Annotated in this window: 20 protein-coding genes; 14 read left to right on the forward strand and 6 right to left on the reverse strand. The window is 75.3% G+C overall.

Features of this window, described 5'->3' with window-relative positions:
• The first annotated feature begins 8 nt into the window (after nt 1–8).
• On the forward strand, nt 9–563 hold the full coding sequence (locus tag ACFY61_RS31100; protein ID WP_389477603.1) for a DUF2087 domain-containing protein: 555 nt from the start codon (nt 9–11) through the stop codon (nt 561–563).
• Between the two features lie 360 nt (nt 564–923).
• Here the strand turns inward: ACFY61_RS31100 and ACFY61_RS31105 are convergent, their stop codons facing one another.
• Nucleotides 924–2,186, reverse strand: coding sequence for a cytochrome P450 (locus tag ACFY61_RS31105; RefSeq protein ID WP_389477606.1), 1,263 nt, complete (start codon nt 2,184–2,186; stop codon nt 924–926).
• A gap of 152 nt (nt 2,187–2,338) precedes the next feature.
• Between ACFY61_RS31105 and ACFY61_RS31110 the strand changes: the two genes are divergently transcribed.
• From ACFY61_RS31110 to ACFY61_RS31140, 7 genes are all read left to right on the forward strand, one after another.
• Nucleotides 2,339–2,722, forward strand: a complete 384-nt coding sequence (locus tag ACFY61_RS31110; RefSeq protein WP_389477608.1) for a DUF3040 domain-containing protein — start codon at nt 2,339–2,341, stop codon at nt 2,720–2,722.
• 207 nt (nt 2,723–2,929) lie between these two features.
• A complete protein-coding gene (locus ACFY61_RS31115) occupies nt 2,930–3,589 on the forward strand; it encodes a nucleotidyltransferase family protein (protein ID WP_389477611.1) in 660 nt (219 codons plus the stop codon).
• A complete protein-coding gene (locus ACFY61_RS31120; protein ID WP_389477613.1) occupies nt 3,586–3,876 on the forward strand; it encodes a hypothetical protein in 291 nt (96 codons plus the stop codon). The genes ACFY61_RS31115 and ACFY61_RS31120 overlap by 4 nt, the downstream gene beginning before the upstream one ends.
• On the forward strand, nt 3,873–4,625 hold the full coding sequence (locus tag ACFY61_RS31125; protein ID WP_389477615.1) for a metallophosphoesterase: 753 nt from the start codon (nt 3,873–3,875) through the stop codon (nt 4,623–4,625). The genes ACFY61_RS31120 and ACFY61_RS31125 overlap by 4 nt, the downstream gene beginning before the upstream one ends.
• Nucleotides 4,626–4,631: 6 nt before the next feature.
• Nucleotides 4,632–5,165 (forward strand): type 1 glutamine amidotransferase domain-containing protein, encoded by a 534-nt coding sequence (locus ACFY61_RS31130; RefSeq protein ID WP_389477618.1) that lies wholly within the window; start codon nt 4,632–4,634, stop codon nt 5,163–5,165.
• A 6-nt stretch (nt 5,166–5,171) separates the two neighbouring features.
• Nucleotides 5,172–5,654, forward strand: coding sequence for a hypothetical protein (locus ACFY61_RS31135; protein WP_389477620.1), 483 nt, complete (start codon nt 5,172–5,174; stop codon nt 5,652–5,654).
• 25 nt (nt 5,655–5,679) lie between these two features.
• Nucleotides 5,680–6,273, forward strand: a complete 594-nt coding sequence (locus tag ACFY61_RS31140) for a DUF6328 family protein (protein WP_389477622.1) — start codon at nt 5,680–5,682, stop codon at nt 6,271–6,273.
• A gap of 6 nt (nt 6,274–6,279) precedes the next feature.
• Here the strand turns inward: ACFY61_RS31140 and ACFY61_RS31145 are convergent, their stop codons facing one another.
• Both ACFY61_RS31145 and ACFY61_RS31150 read right to left on the reverse strand, forming a co-directional pair.
• Complete coding sequence (locus ACFY61_RS31145) at nt 6,280–6,435, reverse strand: hydrophobic protein (protein ID WP_389477624.1); 156 nt, start codon at nt 6,433–6,435, stop codon at nt 6,280–6,282.
• A 142-nt stretch (nt 6,436–6,577) separates the two neighbouring features.
• Nucleotides 6,578–7,684: a glutamate--cysteine ligase gene (locus ACFY61_RS31150; protein WP_389477627.1), complete on the reverse strand. Its 1,107-nt coding sequence runs from the start codon at nt 7,682–7,684 to the stop codon at nt 6,578–6,580.
• A gap of 181 nt (nt 7,685–7,865) precedes the next feature.
• On the opposite strand from ACFY61_RS31150, the gene ACFY61_RS31155 reads away from it, so the two are divergent.
• Both ACFY61_RS31155 and ACFY61_RS31160 read left to right on the forward strand, forming a co-directional pair.
• The gene (locus tag ACFY61_RS31155; RefSeq protein WP_389477630.1) at nt 7,866–8,402 is read left to right on the forward strand and encodes a hypothetical protein; all 537 of its coding nucleotides are present in this window, start codon (nt 7,866–7,868) and stop codon (nt 8,400–8,402) included.
• 6 nt (nt 8,403–8,408) lie between these two features.
• A complete protein-coding gene (locus ACFY61_RS31160; RefSeq protein WP_389477632.1) occupies nt 8,409–9,026 on the forward strand; it encodes a hypothetical protein in 618 nt (205 codons plus the stop codon).
• On the opposite strand, the gene ACFY61_RS31165 is transcribed toward ACFY61_RS31160, so the two are convergent.
• Together ACFY61_RS31165 and ACFY61_RS31170 are read right to left on the reverse strand one after the other, a co-directional pair.
• Entirely contained in the window at nt 8,990–10,057 is a 1,068-nt protein-coding gene (locus ACFY61_RS31165) for a PHP domain-containing protein (RefSeq protein WP_389477634.1), read from the reverse strand. The genes ACFY61_RS31160 and ACFY61_RS31165 overlap by 37 nt on opposite strands.
• A 103-nt stretch (nt 10,058–10,160) precedes the next feature.
• Nucleotides 10,161–10,574 (reverse strand): DUF3224 domain-containing protein, encoded by a 414-nt coding sequence (locus ACFY61_RS31170; RefSeq protein WP_389477636.1) that lies wholly within the window; start codon nt 10,572–10,574, stop codon nt 10,161–10,163.
• A 124-nt stretch (nt 10,575–10,698) separates the two neighbouring features.
• Between ACFY61_RS31170 and ACFY61_RS31175 the strand changes: the two genes are divergently transcribed.
• From ACFY61_RS31175 to ACFY61_RS31190, 4 genes are all read left to right on the forward strand, one after another.
• The gene (locus ACFY61_RS31175; RefSeq protein ID WP_389477639.1) at nt 10,699–11,673 is read left to right on the forward strand and encodes a helix-turn-helix transcriptional regulator; all 975 of its coding nucleotides are present in this window, start codon (nt 10,699–10,701) and stop codon (nt 11,671–11,673) included.
• 98 nt (nt 11,674–11,771) lie between these two features.
• A complete protein-coding gene (locus tag ACFY61_RS31180; RefSeq protein WP_389477641.1) occupies nt 11,772–12,227 on the forward strand; it encodes an LPXTG cell wall anchor domain-containing protein in 456 nt (151 codons plus the stop codon).
• Nucleotides 12,228–12,249: 22 nt separating this feature from the next.
• Nucleotides 12,250–12,981 carry an RNA polymerase sigma factor gene (locus ACFY61_RS31185; protein ID WP_389477643.1) on the forward strand — a complete coding sequence of 244 codons (732 nt, stop codon included), beginning with the start codon at nt 12,250–12,252 and terminating at the stop codon, nt 12,979–12,981.
• Entirely contained in the window at nt 12,978–13,562 is a 585-nt protein-coding gene (locus ACFY61_RS31190; protein WP_389477645.1) for a hypothetical protein, read from the forward strand. The genes ACFY61_RS31185 and ACFY61_RS31190 overlap by 4 nt, the downstream gene beginning before the upstream one ends.
• A 7-nt stretch (nt 13,563–13,569) precedes the next feature.
• Here ACFY61_RS31190 and ACFY61_RS31195 read toward each other — a convergent pair whose 3' ends face one another.
• A complete protein-coding gene (locus ACFY61_RS31195) occupies nt 13,570–14,037 on the reverse strand; it encodes a MarR family winged helix-turn-helix transcriptional regulator (RefSeq protein WP_389477648.1) in 468 nt (155 codons plus the stop codon).
• Between the last annotated feature and the right edge of the window lie 139 nt (nt 14,038–14,176).

Here is a 14,176-nt window from a genome sequence, read left to right on the forward strand (position 1 = left end):
GAACCCCCATGAGCCCGGAAGCCGCGCTGGCCCTGCTCGCCGAACCCACCCGCCTCCGGCTGCTCTCCGCCGTCGTCCTCGGCGCCACCACCCTGCCGGAGGCCGCCGCGGCGGCCGGGACGACCCCGCGGGAGGCAGCCGCGGCCCTGCGGCGCCTGCGCGCGGGTGGCCTGGTCACCGAGACGGACGGCCGGCTCACCGCCGACAGCGGACGGTTCCGGGAAGTCCTGCGGTCGAACCGCACCCGCCACGAGCCCGAACACCACGGCTACGCCGACGAGCGCGTCGAGACCCTGCTGCGCACCTTCGTCCGCGACGGCCGGCTGCTCGCGCTCCCCGCCCAGTGGAGCCGCCGCCGCGTTGTCCTCCAGCACCTGACGCACCGTACGTTCGCGGAGGGCGCGAGCTATGACGAGCGCACGGTGAACGAGAAGCTCGAGCACTGGTGCGAGGGCGGCGGCACGGACCACGTGACGGTCCGCCGCTACCTGGTCGACCTGTGCCTCCTGGGCCGCGAGGCCGGCCGCTACTGGCTCCGCACGGACATCCAACCGGCCCTCTAGCCCGCCCCGGCCCCTGCCGGCCAGCCGATCGTTCCCGCCCGGCGTGGGTTCGCAGGGCCAGTTCCGCGTGGGCCCTCTCGAGCCCGAGCGGCGTTTGAGCGGGTCCGGCGGGGGTTCCGCCCGGCCTCGCGGGGCGCTGCCCCGCACCCCGCGCCTCAATCGCCGGCGGGGCTGGTTTTCCCCGCCCGGCGCCGGCCTGGCAATGCCAGTTCTGCGCGGGCGGGGCCGGGCGGGTTTCTGCGCCCTGCGCGGGTTCGCAGGGCCAGTTCCGCGTGGGCCCTCTCGAGCCCGAGCGGCGTTTGAGCGGGTCCGGCGGGGGCTCCGCCCGGCCTCGCGGGGCGCTGCCCCGCACCCCGCGCCTCAATCCCTGGCGGGGGCTGACGTGTCGACCGAGAGGACGAAGCCGCTGCGGGGGCGGGTCGGGATGCGGTGGAGGGGGATCCGCAGGTCCTGCGGGGGCACCGTGTACTCCAGCCGCGCCAGCTCCGTGCTCAGCGCGCCCAGCACGGAGACGGCGATGTCCTCGCCCGGGCAGCGGTGCCCGGCGCGGGCGTCGCCGCCGCCCTGGGGCACCAGCTCGTCTCGGCCCGGGCGGCGGCCCGTGAACCGGCCCGGGTCGAAGCGGTACGGCTCGTGCCACAGCTCCGGGTCGTGGTTCTGCCCGTACAGGTCCAGCAGGACCATGCTGTCCCCGGCGATCCGTTCCCCGTGCCAGGTCAGGTCCCGCGCGGCCAGGCCGCCCGTGAACGGGGCGAACGGGTAGAACCGCCGCACCTCGTGCGCGAACGCCGTCTCGTACCCGGGCCCGTCCGCCGCCCGCAGCTCCAGCCGCAGCTCCGGATGCCGGTGCAGGGCGTGCGCGGCGAACGTCACGAACCAGGCCAGGGCCACCGTGGGCCGCACCACGTTCAGCAGTTCCACCGCCGCCGTGTGCGGCTCCAGCAGGTGCCCGTCGGCGTCCCGGTGCCTGGCCACCCGCTCCAGGACGGTGCCGCCGTCGGGCACCCGGCCGGCCCCGGCCCCCGCCCGGGCCCGCGCCCGTACGACCGTGCGCGCCAGCTGCCGTTCCTGCCGGGCGCGGGCCCGGCGGGCCCGCCAGTGCCGGGGCCCGGCCGTCGCGAAGCCGTCGACCATGGCCACGCAGTCCCGCGCGGTACGCCGGGCCGCCCGCCCCGCCCGCGGCAGGCCCGCCCACTCGCACACGGCCCCGGCGAGGACCACCGCCGCCTCGTCGAACAGCACCACGCGGCCGCCGCGCGGCCAGCCGGCGACGGCCCGCCGCCAGTGCCGCAGCACCACCGCCGTCAGTTCCGCCACCGCCTCCGGGTCCATCAGCGCGCCCGTGAACAGCGCCTTGCGCGCCCGGTGCAGCTCCCCGTCGAGGGTGTGCACCGCCCCCCGCCCGAACAGGGTGTCCAGCACCGGGCCGGGCAGCGCCCCCGCACGCCGCACATGGCTCTCGTCGTAGAAGAAGGCGACCGCCGCCGGCCCGCTCAGGAACACCGCGGGCCGTCCCATGAGCCGGGCCCGGACCAGCGGCCCGGAACCGCGTCGGCGCCGCGCCGGCAGCCACGTGTAGCCCCGGACCAGCAGCGGAAGGGTGCTGTCGCGCAGTGGGATCATGCCGCGCGGTTACCCGTCGCGCCGGCCGGCCATGCCCGGGTACTACCCGGTGGGTCAACGGGTAGGCGCAGGTCCCCACCTCCGCACGTCCCCACGTCCCCGCACCGCACCCCACCGCACCGCATCCACGCCGAGCCCCCCAGGAGGCAGCCATGAGCGGCGACGGCCTCTCCCCGCGCGAGCGGACGATTCTGAGCGAGATCGAACAGGACCTGCGCGGGGACGCCGTACTGGCGCGCCGGCTGCGCACGATGCGGCGCGGGCCGCGGCCCTGGACCGGCCGGCCCGGGGACCTGCGGCACCACCGGACCGTGCTGGCCGCCGTCCTGCTGGGCGGCCTGTCCTGCGCCCTGTTCGGGCCCGCCGTGACCACCTCCCAGCCCGCCCTGGTCGGCGCCTTCGCCCTGACCTGGACGGGCACCCTGGCCTGTGCGGTCACCCTGCTGTGCCGCTGGTGCGGGAGGATGTCGCGGGCCCTGGAGGCCCGGCCGCCCGGGCCCGGCCCCCGGCAGCCGGAGGGGAGGGACGGCGCCTGACCGCCGCCCGGCCGGACACCGTCCGGAGCCCCTCCGACGGCCGGGAGCCGCCGCCGGGTGCACAGTGGAAGGTGACCGGTGCGCGGCGCACCCGGCGCGGGCCACGCGCACCCGGTTTGCCCCGCAGCCTTCGGGGCAGGCGCTCGGGGTCCCACCGGCTGCCCACCGGGCCCGCCGGGTCCACCGGGAGCGATGAGGAGGCGTGCCGTGCAGGAAGATGAGGCGCCTGCGGTCAGGGTCGGAACCAGGACCGGAGCCAGGACCGGCAGCAAGCCGCTCCCGCACGACCACACCCAAGCCATCCTGGAGACCACCAAACGGGTGGCGGCCCTGCTGAAGGGTTCGGGCCGGCCCTTCGCGCTCGCCGGCAGCGTCGCCGCGTTCGCCCACGGCGTGCCGGCCCGGTTCCAGCACGACACCGACTTCTGCGTGCGCCGCGAGGACGCCGACGCCGTGATCGAGGCCCTCCAGGAGGGCGGCGTGGAGATGCGCGACCCCGCCGAGGACTGGCTGATCAAGGGCCGGGACGACGGCGAGGAGATCGACCTGATCTTCGAACTGGCCCGCCGCCCCGTCAGCGCCGAACTGCTCGACCGTTCCGAGGTCCGCTCCGTCGACTCCGTCTACATGCCGGTCCTCGCTCCCACCGACCTCATGGACAGCCGCCTCGCCGCCCTCACCGAGCACTACTGCGACTTCGGCGACCTGCTCCCCATGGCGCGGGTGCTGCGCGAACGCATCGACTGGCGGCGCCTGGACCGGGCCCACCGCGACTCCCCGCTCGCCGACGCCTTCCTGTACCTCCTCGAACGCCTGGACGTCATCGAGCCCCGCACCCGGCACGGTCAGGAGGAACCCGCGGCATGACCGGACACGAAGGCATGACCGGACACGAAGGCAGGACGACCGAGCTCGTCACCTACCGGATCGAGCACCTGCGCGACCGGCTGGCCCACGAGGACGTGGCGGAACTGGGCGTGCAGATCGACCTGCACGGCGGGGTCCCCGTCCTCACCGGCACCGTCACCACCACGGGCTGCCGCGACACCGTCCTGCGGATCGCCGGCGAGGTCCTGGCCGGCCTGCCCTGGCGGCACGACGTCCAGGTCTTCCGCCTGTCGCCACCGGACGTACGGGGGGAGGAGGTGTCATGATCCGCGTCGCGGCGGTCGGCGACATCCACCTGGCCCCAGGCAGCGAAGGCCTGCTGCGGCCCGCCTTCGACACCCTCGGCGACCACGCCGACCTGCTGCTCCTCGCCGGGGACCTGACCCGGCACGGCACCGAGGACGAGGCCCGGGTCGTCGCCCGGGAGGTCGAGGGGCTCCCCGTCCCGGTGGTAGCCGTCCTCGGCAACCACGACTACCAGAGCGACTGCCAGGACCAGGTGACCCGGGTCCTCACCGACTCCGGCGTCACCGTCCTCGAAGGCTCCGCCGCCCAGGTGCGGGTCGACGGCACCGCCGTCGGCGTCGCCGGCGCCAAGGGCTTCTGCGGCGGCTTCGCCGGCCGCTGCGCCAGCGACTTCGGCGAGCCCGAGATGAAGGCCTTCATCCGCACCACCCGGGAATCCGCCGACGGACTGCGCCGCTCCCTGGCCGGCCTGGCCGAGGACGGCTGCGACGTACGCATCGCCCTCACCCACTTCTCGCCCGTCCCGGACACCCTGGCCGGCGAACCCCTGGAGATCTACCCGTTCCTCGGCAGCTACCTGCTGGCGGAGGCGGTCGACGATGCGGGCGCGGACCTGGCCGTGCACGGCCACGCCCACCACGGCACCGAACACGGGATGACCGCCGGCGGGGTCCGGGTACGCAACGTCGCCATGCCCGTCATCGGCCGGGCGTTCGCCGTCTACCACCTCGACACGAAACCCCCAGGCACCGCGGCGGAGAGGAAGTGAGGGCTCATGCGGGTCGCATTCCTGACGGCGCCCGAGGGCGTCGAACAAGTCGAACTGGAGAGGCCCTGGCAGGCGGTCAAGGACGAGGGCTGGGAACCGCGGCTGGTGTCCACCGGGCGCGGACCCGTCCAGGCCTTCCACCACCTCGACAAGGGCGACACGTTCTCCGTGGACGAACTGGTCGCCGAGAGCAGCGCCGAGGACTTCGACGCCCTCGTCCTGCCCGGCGGGGTCGCCAACCCCGACGCGCTGCGCATGGACGAGAAGGCCGTGGCGTTCACCCGGCACTTCTTCGGGCTGGCCCGGCCGGTCGCGGCGATCTGCCACGGGCCGTGGACGCTGGTCGAGGCCGACGTGGTCCGCGGCCGGACCCTGACCTCCTGGCCGAGCCTGGCGACCGACATCCGCAACGCGGGCGGCACCTGGGTCGACGAGGAGGTCAAGGTCTGCCACGACGCGCCCGGCACGCTGGTCACCAGCCGCAAACCCGCGGACCTGGACGCCTTCTGCGCCGCCCTGGTCCAGGAATTCAGGAGGTGAGCTGCCGTGCAGACGGTCGGACCGGAGAGCGGTACGAGAGACACGGCGGCCGGCGGCGGGGGCGAGGACGATCACGCCGGTGGGTTCGAACTGCTGGACGTGGCCCTCGTCTCGGACGAGATCGGCCGCCTCACCGTCCCGCTGGACGGCAGGGAACAGGGGCCCTTCGAGCTGCCCGAGGGAGCGGTGGTGAGCGTGGCCCTGACCTTCCGGCTCGGGCGGGACATCGACGGACTCGTCTTCACCGACACCCGGCTGCGCGACGGCTACGTCGTGTCGGCCACCCAGATCCCGCTGGGCAGTTACCGGGCCGGCGGCCCGTACGAGGTCCAGCTCTCCGCGGAACGGCTGCCGGTGGGCCGGCACGAGTGCGCGACGTACGAGGTGACCGGGAGCTTCTCGGACGCCCTGCGCCGGGTGCTGTGCACCGAGAGCCACCGCTTCCGGATCGTCCATCAGCCGAGGGCGGTCCACCCGCACATGACGTGAGCGACGTGACGAACCTGGAGGCCACATGGACGAGAGAACGACGTCGGGCGACGGCCGGCCCGCCCGAATAGGCGAGGACCGCACGGGCGGTGACCCCCGGCGGAACGAGCCGAACGAGCGCGAACGCGACCAGCGCGACGAGGGCGACCAGCGCCGCGACGAGCGGAACGAGAACGACCTGGAGCGCGCCGACCGGCGCTGGAACGAACTGCTCCAGGAACTGCGGGTGGCGCAGACCGGGGTGCAGATCCTGTTCGGCTTCCTGCTGGCCGTCGTCTTCCAGCCCCGGTTCGCCGAACTGGGGGAGCTGGACCAGGCCATCTACGTGACGACGGTGGTCCTCGGGGCCGCCACCGTCGGGGCCCTGGTGGGCCCGGTCTCCTTCCACCGCCTCGTCTCCGGGCGGCGGATCAAGCCCGAGATGGTGGCCTGGGCCTCCCGGCTCACCATCGTCGGGCTGGTGTTGCTCTACTGCACGATGGCTTCCACCTTCCTGCTGATCCTCCGGGTGGTACTGCACGACGCCCTGGCCCTCTGGCTCGTCGTGCTCATGGCCCTCTGGTTCGCGCTGTGGTGGTTCGTCATCCCGCTGTGGGCCCGCAGCCGTACGAGCGACTGACCGAGGTCACCAGCGGTACCAGCGGCCCTCGCCGCTGCGCATCGCGAAGCCCAGGAGCCACAGCACGAGCAGGGCCAGGGCGATCCACCACAGCACCTCGACCGCGAAACCGGCGCCGAACAGGACCAGGATGACCAGGAGCACGAGAAGAAGCGGAACCATGACGGCACCTCCGTAGGGGCCGGGCGCGGAAGTCCTGCGCTCCGTGGCAGGGACGCCCGGTGCCGGGCGGCTGCCCCGCTTCACGCGGTTCATGCCTGTGCCGCCCGGTGTGCCGCCCGGCCCCGCGCCGTCCCTCGTGCCGTCAGCCGTCCCGGCAGGTCGCCGCCGCCAGCGCGTTGACCACGTTCCGCAGGTCCCCGCGGCGCCGGTACACCGCCCGCTGCCGGGCCGCCCCGCCGCCCTCCGTCCGCAGCCTGCGCACCAGTTCCTCCGCGAGCTCGAGGTCCCCGGCCGCCTCCAGGCCCGGTGCGGCCCGGTCGAGCAGCCGGTCCACCAGCCGCAGGACCGGGACCTCCTCGCCGGTCAGCGGGTCCAGGCCGGTGCCGGCCAGTCCGTGCGCGGCCGCCCACGCGTGGGCCTGCCGCATGTCCCGGTCCGGCACCTCAGGGGGCGGGTCACCACGCTCGGCCTCCGGCAGCAGGGTCATGCCGAGGCCGCGCACCAGCGCGGCGAGCAGCACCACGGTGTCCACGTCCGCGTTGACGTCCGCGACGCGGATCTCCAGCGTGGGGACGTGCTCCGACGGCCGGGCGTACCAGTAGATCATCTTCCGGTCGAGCAGGACGCCGGCGTCCACGAGCCGGTCCGCGTAGCGTTCGTACGTGGCTTCCGACCGCAGCATCGGGGCCGGCCCCACCTGCGGCCAGCGGGCGAACTCCACCGACCGCCAGCTGGAGTACCCGGTGTCCCGGCCCTGTGCGAAGGGCGAGTTCCCCGCCATCGCCTGGAGGGTCGGCAGCCAGGGACGCATGTGGTCGGCGAGCACCACGGCGGTCGCCCGGTCCAGCGTTCCCAGGTGCACGTGGCAGCCGCAGACCATGCCGTCGTACCGGCCGACCGCCCGCGGGTAGAGCCGGACCATCCGCTGGTAGCGCGCCGAGTCGACGACCCTGAGCGGCCGGTCCGGCGGCAGCAGCGGCGTACCGGTGGCGGCGATCCGGCAGCCGGCCTCCCCGGCGACCCCTGCGAGGGTCCGCCGCAGCCGGACGAGTTCCGCCCGAAGGTCGGCGGTGCGGGACGCGGGTTCGGTGCCCACCTCGATCTGGGAGGTGAAGAACTCGGCCTGGACCTGGTCGCCGAGCTCCCGACGGGCGGCCCGCAGGACCGCGGGGCCTCGCTCCACCGGAGTCCCGTCCCTGCGGTCGACCAGAAGGAACTCCTCCTCGACGCCCATCGTCAGTGCTCTCACGGCGTCCTCCTAGCGGTGTGCCGTGCGGATACCCGGCGGACCGGGTCCGATGCACTCTCCAGCATGCCCTCCCGCGCCCGGATACGCCGTCGGGCCGCTCGAACGTTTGGGCGGGTGAGAGGCGGGCACACGCGTAGTTCGTCAAGGATGTCCGCGCCGTACGGCGCGCGTGGAGGCCCTCATGTCCACCAGCACACTTCTCGCCATCTTGATCCCCGTCGCGGTCGTCGTGCTCCTCGCCGCGATGGCCGGCTGGATGCTCCAGCGCAGGCGCCGCCTCCAGGAACGCTTCGGCCCGGAGTACGAGCGGACCGTGGAACGCGAGGGCAGCAAGCGCGCCGCCGACGCCGAGCTGCGCGCCCGGGAGGCCCGGCACGACGACCTCGACATCCGGGAGCTGCCACCGGAGCGGCGGCACGAGTACGCCGACGCCTGGTTCGGCGTCCAGCAGCGCTTCGTCGACCGCCCCGAGGGAGCGGTCGCCCAGGCCGACGAACTCGTCACCCGCCTGATGCGGGAACGCGGCTACCCGACGGAGGGCTACGAACAGCAGCTGAGCGCACTGTCCGTGGAACACGGCCGGACGCTGGAGCACTACAGGTCGGCGCACGAGGTCAACGTGCGCAGCGCCGACGGCAAGGCGACCACCGAGGAGCTACGGGGCGCCATGGTGCACTACCGGGCCCTCTTCGACGAACTCATCGGAAGCACGAGGTGAGCCCAGATGCGACACGAAGACGAGGGCCTGACCACCGACCGGCTGGCCCACCCGGGCGGCGAGGGACCGCCCGCCTACCCCGGCGAGGCCACAGGCGGCCTGGGCGGCGGGACGGAAGCCGGCGTCGGCCGCGACTTCGCGGCCCCCGACCGGGAGGAGATGCGGCGCGAGGCCGACACCACCGACGCCGTCGAAGCCGAGGCGGGAGCCGATGACGGAGCCGGCGCCGGCGCGGGCACCGGTGAGGCGGCCGCGGACACCACGGCCGAGGACCGCCAGGCCGCCGGCACTGACACCGGCACCGGCACCGACACGATCGCCGCCACGGCCACCGGCGGCGACGAGGAGGAAGGGGAACCCCAGCTCCTCTCCGACGACCAGGCCCAGGGCTTCCGCACCACCTGGGGCGAGATCCAGGGCCGGTTCGTCGACGACCCGCAGGGCGCGGTGAAGGACGCCGACAAGCTCGTCGCCGAGGTCATGCAGACCCTGGCCGGTACCTTCTCCACCCACAAGCGGGAACTGGAAGGCCAGTGGCAGCAGGGCCAGGACGTGGCCACCGAGGAGCTCCGCCTGGCGCTGCGCCGCTACCGGTCCTTCTTCGACCGGCTGCTGCGCACCTGACCGCCGGGCCGCGCGCCGGCCGAACCGGTCCACTCCAGGAACCGTTCCAGCGGCCAGGTGTTGACCACGCGTTCGGCCGGCACCCCGCACTCCTCGGCCCGGGCGCAGCCGAAGATCTGCCAGCTCAGCTGGCCCGGTGCGTGCGCGTCGGTGTCCACCGAGAACAGCACGCCCGCCTCCACGGCCTGCCGCAGCAGCCTGCGCGGCGGGTCGAGGCGCTCCGGCCGGCTGTTGATCTCCACGGCCGTCCCGGCCTCCGCGCAGGCCGCGAACACCTCCGCCGCGTCGAACTCCGACTCCGGGCGCCCGCGTCCCGTCACCAGCCGCCCCGTGCAGTGCCCCAGCACGTCCGCGTGCGGATCGCGGACCGCGGCCACCATGCGGCGGGTCATCGCCCGCTTCTCCATCCGCAGCTTCGAGTGCACCGACACCACCACCACGTCGAGCCGGTCCAGCAGCTCCGGTTCCTGGTCCAGAGAACCGTCGTCGAGGATGTCGCACTCGATACCGGTCAGCAGCCGGAACGGCGCCCACCGCGTGTTGAGCTCCGCCACCACGTCCAGCTGCTCGCGCAGCCGCTCCGGCGACAGCCCCCGGGCCACGGTCAGCCGCGGCGAGTGGTCGGTCAGCGCCGCCCACTCGTGGCCCAGCGCGGCGGCCTCGCGGCCCATCTCCTCGATGCCGCTGCCGCCGTCCGACCAGTCCGAGTGCAGGTGGCAGTCCCCGCGCAGGGCAGCCCGCAGGGCCTCGCCCACCCCGTCGGCGCGCAGCGGTACGGAGGCCTCCTCCTCAAGCCGCTCCAGGTAGGCGGGGACCCGTCCGGCGAGCGCCTCGCCGATCACCCCGGCCGTCTTCGGCCCGATGCCGCGCACCTGCTCCAGGCTGCCCGCGGCGGCGCGCGCCGCGAGTTCGCCGTCCGCCATCTCCTGCGCCCGCGCCGCCGCGGTGCGGAACGCCTGCACGCGGTACGTGGGTGCCTGGGCGCGCTCCAGCAGGAAAGCGATCCGCCGCAGCGCGGCCACCGGATCCATCTGCCTGCCCTTCGGTGGACGACGGGGCTGGGCGGGCCGGCCGCCCCCCTCAGCATCGCACCGGCGGCCCGCTGCCGCAGGACGGTCCCGCCGGTCCCCGCCGCTACCCCCGCGGGAGCTCGTAGTCGAAGACGTACGCCACCGACTCCGGGTGGTGCGGGGAGAAGAAGCGGCCGCTGCCGCGCAGCCCGGCGAGCCGCCCGGTGCCGGATCCCGGCACCACCTCGAACGTGCAGTGCGTGCCCTCCGCGTCGAAGGTGCCGCTCTCCGCGAGGACGAAGCTGCCCTCCCGGCCGTCCACGCTGCCGGTGAGCAGCTCCAGGCCGGTGAAGGTGCCGACGTCCCCGCCCAGGTACGCGACGGTGTACCGGCAGAGGGTGCCGGCGGCCTCGATGCCGCCGGAGAAGGTGTTGCTGACCGAGGCGTCGGCGAGCCGGGGCAGGGCGTCGGCCGCGCCCGCGGGCCGCTCGGTCCAGTCGGTGAACCGGAAGCTGCCGGTGGTGTGCGTGCTGGTCACAGGGGTGTCCTTCCTGACGGGTGCCGCCCGGCCGGGCCGGCGGGACCAGCCTCGCGGCCGTACCTGACACCTCCTGTCAGGTACGCCCTGTCAGGTACGCCGGCCGACGCGGCGACAATGGGGCATGCGCGCCGACCGCCTCCTCACCCTCCTGCTGCTGCTCCAGAACCGCGGCCGGATGACGGCCCGCCAACTGGCCGCCGAGCTGGAGGTGTCGGTGCGTACGGTGCACCGGGACGTCGAGGCGCTGGGGGCGGCCGGAGTCCCGGTGTGCGCGGACCGGGGACCGGCGGGCGGGTACCGGCTGCTGGAGGGCTACCGGACCCGGCTGACCGGCCTGACCGGGACGGAGGCGGACTCCCTGCTGTTCGCCGCGGCGCCGGGCCCGGCCGCGGAGCTGGGTCTCGGCGCGGACCTGGTCACGGCCCGGCTGAAGCTGGAGGCCGCGCTGCCGGCCGAACTGGCGGGCCGGGTACGGCGGATGCGGGACCGGTTCCACCTCGACGCCCCGGCCTGGTTCCGGGACGCCGACCCGGTCCCGCACCTGGCGCCGATCGCGCGTGCGGTCTGGGAACAGCGCGTGGTCCTGGCGGACTACCGCAAGTGGAGAGGCGAGGTACGGCGCGAACTGCACCCCCTCGGGCTGGTGTTGAAGGGGGGCATCTGGTACCTGGTCGCCGGGGCCGAAGGGAAGCCGGACCCCCGCACCTACCGGGTGTCCCGGTTCGAGACCGCGCGGGTCGGCGCGGAAACCTTCGACCGGCCGCCCGGGTTCGACCTGGCGGAGTACTGGGAGCGGTCCGCGCGGCGGATGGAGACCGCCCGCCTGCACCAGACGGCACGGCTGAGGCTGTCCCCGCGCGCGGTGGCGCTGCTGCCCATGCTGTTCGGCTCGGCCGGCGCCGCGGCGGTGGCCGGGGCCACGGGGCCCGACGCGGAGGGGCGGGTGGAGGTGGACCTGCCCGTCGAGCCGGACGCGGTCGCCGTCGGGGACCTGCTGCGGCTCGGCCCGCACGCCGAGGTCCTCGCCCCTCCGCACCTGCGCGCCGCCGTCCATGCCGCCGCCACCGCCGTCGCGGCCCTCCACGCACCGGACTGAAAAAAGTTCCGGAACGGCGGCAACCTCCCGGCGGGTCGGGCGTCGTGCGGGGTGGAGGGTGCATCCGGCGCCCTCGTACCCCGAACCGGGAGCTACACGTGCACAACCTCAAGCGCGCGGCCCTCACTGCCGCAGCCGCCACCGCACTGGCCGCCGCCCTCGCCGTGCCCGCCACGGCCGCGACCCCGCCGAGCGCCACCCCGTCGGCGGCTCCCTCGCCCGTGCCCAGCGTGCCGCCGACCGCCGTCCCCTCGCTGCCGCCGAAGCCGGTGCCCAGCGTGCCGCCCACCGCCGTGCCGTCCTCGCCGCCGGAGCCGGTGGTCAGCACCGTGCCCACCGCCGCCCCCTCCGCGGTGCCCACCTCCGCGCCCTCCGCCGCCCCCAGCCTGCCGCCGGGCGCCACCCCCACCTCCCCCTCCGCGTCCGGTGACGCCGAGCTCGCGCATACTGGGGGCGACAACGCCACCAACGCCGCCATAGGGGCCGGGGCCGCCGGGCTGATCGCGCTCGGTGGCGGGACCCTGTACGCCGTGCGGCGGCGCGCCCTGCGCTGACGTGTTCGTCCCGAGGAACCCCGTGCCGCACCTCGCCCTGCCGTTCCGCCCCGCCGTGCCCGGATTCCCCCGGGCCCGGCCGGGCGGCGGCCGGGGCGTGCGTGCGGCCCTGGCCCGCGCCCTGCGCGCCGGCCCGCGCACCCCGCTGCTGATGGCGCTGCGCCCGGACCGGTCCGCCCCGCTCGCGGACCGGTCCCCGGCCGCGCCCCCGGTCACGTCCCCGGCCGCGTCCCCGTACGGGTACGACGGCGGCCCCGGCGGCGGGCGGCCGCCCACCGTGACCGACCTGTACCACGCCCACCGCCTGGGCATGGTGCGCCTCGCGGTGCTCCTCGTCGACGACCTCGCGACCGCCGAGGACGTCGTACAGGACGCCTTCACCGCCCTGTACCGGCGGCACGGCGAGCACATCGCCGAGGTGGACAACGCCCTCGGCTACCTGAGGACCGCCGTCGTCAACACCTCCCGTTCGGTGCTGCGCCGCCGCCGGACCGCCCGCGCCTGGACCCCGCCGGCCCCGGTCGACGTGCCGTCCGCCGAGGACCACGTCGTCGTCGACGAGGCGCACCGCGAGCTGCTGGCCGCGCTCGGCCGGCTCACCCCGCGCCGCCGCCAGGTCCTGGTCCTGCGCTACTGGGCCGACCTCAGCGAGGCGGAGATCGCAGAGACGCTGGGCATCAGCCGGGGAGCGGTCAAGTCCAACGCCAGCCGTGCCCTGGACGCGCTGGAACGCACCCTGGAGGGACGGATATGACGGCCGACGGCGACCGCTCCGCGGAACGCCCCGTGGAGCACGCGCTGCGGCGGGCCCTCCAGGCCCGCGCCGAGTCGGTGACCGCGCGCGACCTGCGTCCGGCGGCGCCGCCGCGTGCCGTCGCGCGGCCCGGCCTGCTGCACCGGTGGGGTCCGCTGCGCCGGCCGGGCCGTACGGGTACGGCCTGGGCCGCGGGACTCGCGGCGGCGGCCGTGGCGGTCGTCGCCTACCTCGCGTTCGCTCCGGAACCCCCGTCCCCGCGGCCCGTCCCGCCCGCCGACCCGCCGGTGACGTCCGTCCCGTCGGTACCGTCGCCGACGCCTCCGGGCCCGTCCCCGTCCTTCCCCCCGTCCTCGCCGTCCCCCGGACCGGGCCCGGTCCGGAGCACCGAGGGCACCGCGGGTCCGGGCTCGGGCAGGCCGAGTCCGCCCGTCACGGCCTCCGCGGACCCGTCGTCCCCGCCGCGCACGGTTCCGACCGGGCTCCCGGGCGGCGGCCGGAGCACGGCTCCCGTCCCCGTACCGAGCGGCAGCGGGGCCGGTACGCCCACTCCGACGGCGAGCTCCGCTCCCGGCCGCTGAGCGGCCGCTACCGGCCCGCCGGCCGCCCGCCCAGCCGTTCCACGGCGTCGACCAGCGGCGCCAGTTCCGGATTGCGGGCCGCCTCGTCGAGGGCCTCGCGCAGGGCCGCGTCGTTGGTGGGACGGGCGGCGGCGAGCAGCGCCAGGCCCTGCTCGCTCACGTCGGTGTAGATGCCCCGGCGGTCGGTGGGGCAGAGGTAGCGGGACAGCAGGCCGCGGTCCTCCAGGCGGGTCACCAGCCGGGTGGTGGCGCTCTGGCTGAGCACCACCGCGTCCGCCACCTGCTTCATCTGGAGGTGGCCGCCGGGGCCGTCGTGCTGCCGGCTCAGCACGTCCAGGAGCGAGTACTCGCGCACGCTCAGCCCGTGGCCCGCCTGCAGGGCGCGCTCGATGTGCGCCTCGATCCTGCCGTGCAGCAGGGAGAGGGCGCACCAGCCCTGGGAGAGGGCGGTGAGTGCGCTGTCCGTGGCCGTCATGGCTCCTCCTTCTTCCGCGCGCCCGTGGGCGGCCCCTCAAGGATAGGTCAGCGACGCAATAGCCCGCGCTTGTGACTATCCCGCGTGTGCAATTAATGTGTACGCATGCAATCGGCGGCGGCAAGCTCCGCGCCGTGCC

The organism is Streptomyces sp. NPDC012888 (assembly GCF_042900645.1).
GTDB lineage: Bacteria > Actinomycetota > Actinomycetes > Streptomycetales > Streptomycetaceae > Streptomyces.